Source organism: Streptomyces palmae (assembly GCF_004684805.1).
Lineage (GTDB): Bacteria > Actinomycetota > Actinomycetes > Streptomycetales > Streptomycetaceae > Streptomyces > Streptomyces palmae.
The window spans coordinates 1-4,591 of record NZ_SRID01000469.1 but is presented as its reverse complement, the minus strand read 5'-3'; the positions used below and the strand labels follow the sequence as shown (position 1 = coordinate 4,591).

The 4,591-nt window shown below is 72.1% G+C and carries 4 protein-coding genes and 2 tRNA genes; 2 read left to right on the top strand and 4 right to left on the bottom strand.

Annotated features, from left to right (window positions below):
* Positions 1-180 precede the first annotated feature (180 nt).
* From rpmG to E4099_RS29320, 3 genes are all read right to left on the bottom strand, one after another.
* Positions 181-345 carry a 50S ribosomal protein L33 gene (gene rpmG, locus E4099_RS29330; protein ID WP_004571794.1) on the bottom strand — a complete coding sequence of 55 codons (165 nt, stop codon included), beginning with the start codon at positions 343-345 and terminating at the stop codon, positions 181-183.
* Between the two features lie 86 nt (positions 346-431).
* Positions 432-504: transfer RNA gene (locus E4099_RS29325), tRNA-Met, on the bottom strand.
* 55 nt (positions 505-559) lie between these two features.
* Positions 560-632: transfer RNA gene (locus tag E4099_RS29320), tRNA-Thr, on the bottom strand.
* Positions 633-930: 298 nt separating this feature from the next.
* Here E4099_RS29320 and E4099_RS34635 point away from each other — a divergent pair.
* Entirely contained in the window at positions 931-2,379 is a 1,449-nt protein-coding gene (locus E4099_RS34635; RefSeq protein WP_245245292.1) for an amidohydrolase family protein, read from the top strand.
* Positions 2,380-2,424: 45 nt separating this feature from the next.
* Here the strand turns inward: E4099_RS34635 and E4099_RS29305 are convergent, their stop codons facing one another.
* Entirely contained in the window at positions 2,425-3,579 is a 1,155-nt protein-coding gene (locus E4099_RS29305) for a hypothetical protein (RefSeq protein ID WP_135342142.1), read from the bottom strand.
* A 245-nt stretch (positions 3,580-3,824) separates the two neighbouring features.
* On the opposite strand from E4099_RS29305, the gene E4099_RS29300 reads away from it, so the two are divergent.
* Entirely contained in the window at positions 3,825-4,505 is a 681-nt protein-coding gene (locus tag E4099_RS29300; RefSeq protein ID WP_135342141.1) for an SDR family oxidoreductase, read from the top strand.
* Positions 4,506-4,591 lie beyond the last annotated feature (86 nt).

Here is a 4,591-nt window from a genome sequence, read left to right as displayed (position 1 = left end):
GGGTAAGACCGCCCGACGAAGGACTGGTCGAGCGCCATCGGCTCGGCACCTCCTGCATCGTTCATTGGGGGACACCGGATGGACCGGCGGACCAGTGGCCTGGCGGACCGGATCCCTCCATAACCAACAACAGCACAAGGCCGCCCCCGATGTGGGGGCGGCCTTGTGGTTGAGCCTGATTTATCGCGTCTCGCGGTGCGCGGTGTGCGCGTTGCAACGCGGGCAGTGCTTCTTCATCTCAAGACGGTCCGGGTCGTTACGCCGGTTCTTCTTGGTGATGTAGTTCCGCTCCTTGCACTCCACGCAGGCCAGCGTGATCTTCGGGCGGACGTCGGTGGCAGCCACGTGAGTGCTCCTTGACGAACGGATAAAGGATTAACGCAGAAAGAGTAGCCGATCGAAGGACCGACCCTGCAATCGGCTACTGTCAGTAGCGGTGACCGGACTTGAACCGGTGACACAGCGATTATGAGCCGCTTGCTCTACCGACTGAGCTACACCGCTGCGATGCGATCGAATCCCCCGCCCGGCGAACCGGGCGGGAAACTTCTCACATCAGAGCCCCAATACGGAATCGAACCGTAGACCTTCTCCTTACCATGGAGACGCTCTGCCGACTGAGCTATTGGGGCGAGCGATGAAGACATTACACGGTCGGCCGCCGAAGGTGAAATCCGTATCCGGTGGTCCGCACGGCGGCGCCTTCCAGGGCTCCTCGGCGATCTCCCCACGGCCCACCAGGACTCCTCCGCGGCCCCCTGCGCCCCACGCACCACACGCCGGTACGACTATTCGGCTCCTCCGCAAAGCGGCCCCCGCCGAGCCCTAGGCTCGAGACCGCCTTGAGTGATCTTGGGGGCGTACCCGGTGGCCCCGGCGGGCCGGACCCGCCGGGACCACCGGGTACGCCCCGTCACCCCCTGGAGCGCGATGCCTGACAGCCAGCCACAGCCGCAGCAGCCGCGCCGGCCCCCGGCCGGCGAGGGCGGCGTCCCGGAGGCCGCCGCCCTGGTGCTCTGCGGCGCCCGGCTCGCCGACGGGCGGACCGTGGACGTACGGCTCAGCCGCGGCCGGATCGAGGCGGTCGGCACCGCGGGCAGCCTGACCTCCCCCGGGGCCCGGGTGGACCTCGCCGGCTATCTGCTGCTGCCCGCTCCCGCCGAACCGCACGCCCACTGCGACACCGCCCTCACCGCCGACCTGGGCGGCCCCCTGTCGTACGCGCCGGAGGACATCCAGCGGCGCACCACCGAGGCCGCGCTGCTCCACCTGGGCCACGGCTCGACCGCGCTGCGCACCCATGTGCGGATCGGCGGGGTGCACGGGCTGCGTTCCCTGGAGGCCGTCCTCCAGGCCCGCCGTGCCCTGCACGGCCTCGCCGATCTGGCGGCGGTCGCGGTCCCCCGGGTGCTGACCGGCACGGCCGGCGCCGACGGGCTCGCGATGCTCCGGGACGCGGTGGCCGCCGGCGCCACGGTGATCGGTGGCTGCCCGGACCTCGACCCGGACCCGACCGGGCACGTGGAGGCGGTGCTCGCGATCGCCGCCGAGCACGGCTGCGCGGTCGATCTGCACACCGACGGGGCCGACCCGGCCCGGCTGGCGCGGCTGGCGGCGATGTCCGGCGGGTTGCGGCAGGGCGTCAGCATCGGCCCCTGCGGCGGGCTCGCCCGGCTGCCGCACGAGGTCGCCGCCCGTACGGCGGACCAGTTGGCGGCGGCCGGGGTCACCGTCGTCTGCCTCCCCCAGGGCGACTGCGGCGAACTCACCGAACAGCCACCGGCATCGGCGCAGGGAGCGCCTTCCGGGCCGAGCTCCCAGGATGTACCCGACGTACCCGCCGTACCGGCAGCGCCGGGCTCACAGGCCCCCCACACGGCGTACACGGCGCCCACGACAGCGCACACGGCACACACGGCCAGGGGCGCGCACATGGGCTCTCAGGGGCAGCTGTGCGCCCCTGTGCGGCTGCTGCGCGCCGCCGGGGTCCCGGTCGCCGCGGGCAGCGGGGCGCTGCGGGACACCGCCAACCCGGTGGGGCGGGGCGACCCCTTGGAGGCCGCCTTCCTCCTGGCCTCCCGGGGCGAGCTGCGCCCCGCCGAGGCGTACGACGCGGTGTGCGGCCGGGCCCGCGCCGCGATGGGGCTGCCCGAGGTGCGGGTGGAGGCCGGCTTCCCGGCCGAACTGCTGGCCGTGCGCGGCGAGGGGATCGCCGCGGTGCTCTCCCTGGCCTACAGCCGGATCGTGGTGCACCAGGGGCGGGTGGTGGCACGCACCAGCGCCGTCCGGGAGTACTGCGACTCCGCGGTCGCGGTGGCCCTGGACCTCCCTCGCCAACTCCGTTCCAACGGCGGCGGGGGGCGCGACCAGGGCTACTGAGCGGGATCGGGCCCCGCTCGCTGGGCCGAGGACGGCCCCGGACGGTCAGAAGTCCTCGACGTCCGCCAGGTCGCTGGTCTCGAACTCCGGCATGCCCTCATCGTCCGCGGGGAGGTCCGAGGACTCCACGGCGAAGGACTCGTCCTCCAACGCCGAGAAGCCCTCGTCCTCCGCGCCGTGCAGGGCCGCGGCACCCAGGCCCATCATCAGCTCGGAGAGGTCGATTTCGGTGGCGCCGGCCGGTGCGGCGATCTTCTCCGACTCGGCGAACTCCAGGGACAGCGGCAGCCGCAGACCCTTCTTCAGGTCCGTGAAGAGCGGCCCGAGGTCGGTGTCGACACCGGAGAGCACGCCGTCCTCGACGGAGAAGTCGAGGGCGATCCGGGTGTCGGGCACCTCCTTGAGGTCCTTGGCGGTGGGCAGCTCCGGGCTGCCCGGCATGTCCTTCAGGACGGGCCGCAGCTTGCCGACGATCTCGGTCAGCAGCGTCCGTACCGGCCCGGTGGCCACCAGGTGGGTCACCCCGTCCTTGCTGCCCTCGTCCCGGACCTTGACCTCGCGGGCGAGCACCCCCTTGATCGCGTCGAGCGCCTTACGGCCTGCCTCGGGGTCCACCTCGGGTGCGAGCGGCGGCGCGGCCGGGCCTGCGCCATCCCCCTTGGAGTCCATCTCCTCCAGCTCGGCGACGGCCTTCCGCGCCTTGGCCGTGTCGACCTTGACCCACTTGCCCTCGATGATCTTCCGCATGCCGTCGAACCCCTCCTGGTCCTTCGGCAGCGACTCCTCCAGCTCGTCCTTGGTCGGCGCCGGCTCCCCGGTCAGCCTGCCCAGCTCCGCCAGGTCGGCCCGGTAGTAGGCGGTCTTGCCGATCAGCCGGTACTCGACCAGGTCCCCGTGCGGGCCGGACAGCGCGAACCGCGAGCCGACCACGTCCTTCGCCCCGGCCTCGGCCACCGGGGTGCGGGTCCGCACCGCCACCGTCACGCGCAGCTCGGACAGGAAGTCGGCCACCTCCTTCGGCATCGGATCGGCCTCGGGATCCGCGTCGTTCAGCGCCACCAGCTGCTTCGGCGTGGCACCGATGTCGAAGGTGACCGCCAGCGACTTCCGCTCGCCAAGCCGGTCGGCGGCGTCGCTGAGCTTCTTGCCCGCGGTGATGTTCTCGACGACTCCGCACGCGGCGGCGCCGGTGACCAGCACGGCGGCGCAACCGGCGGCGGCCAGGGATCTGCGGAGGGCGGGACGGAAGGCGGGGGTGGCGGCAGAAATGGGAACTCCTCAGGTTGTCTGTTCGGCTCAGCAGACTTTCGAGGACCCGCCAGGGTTGCCCATCTCAGCGCGCTTGCGACCGGCGTCACGCGGCGGACGCCGACTTTCGAGGACCCGCCGGCGTCGCCCACCGTGGCGCGCTTGCGACCGGCGTTCCGCGGCGTACGGTCGGGATCATGCGCATTGTCATCGCTGGTGGACATGGACAGATCGCCCTGCGGCTGGAGCGGCTGCTCGCGGGGCGCGGGGACGAGGTGGCGGGCATCATCCGCCGGCCCGAACAGGCCGGCGATCTCCTGGCGGCGGGCGCCGAACCGGTGGTCTGCGACCTGGAGTCGGCCACCGTCGACGACGTGGCCAAGCACCTGAAGGGCGCCGACGCGCTGGTCTTCGCCGCGGGCGCGGGCCCGGGCAGCGGGGCCGCCCGCAAGCAGACGGTGGACCTGGCCGCCGCGGTGCTCTGCGCCGACGCCGCCGAACGGGCCGGGGTACGGCGCTACCTGATCATCTCCTCGATGGGCGCCGACGCGCACGCCCCCGACGGGGCCGACCCGGTGTTCACGGCCTACCTGCGGGCCAAGGGCGCGGCCGACGAGGCCATCCGCGCCCGGCCCGGCCTGGACTGGACCGTGCTGCGCCCCGGCCGCCTCACCGACGACCCCGGCACCGGGGAGGTGAACCTCGCCCCGCACACCGGACGCGGCGAGGTCACCCGCGACGACGTGGCCGCCACCCTGCTCGCCCTCCTGGACGAGCCGGGCACCGCCGGTCGCACCCTGGAGCTGATCGGGGGCGGCACACCGGTGGTGGAGGCGGTACGGGGGCTGTCTCTTATACCCATCTCCGAGCCCACGTGACGGACTCCTAACCCGTATACGATCTTTTTATTGGAAAAAACTAAATAGAAGACTACTACATAAACTGCTTCCACTTCTACTGAATG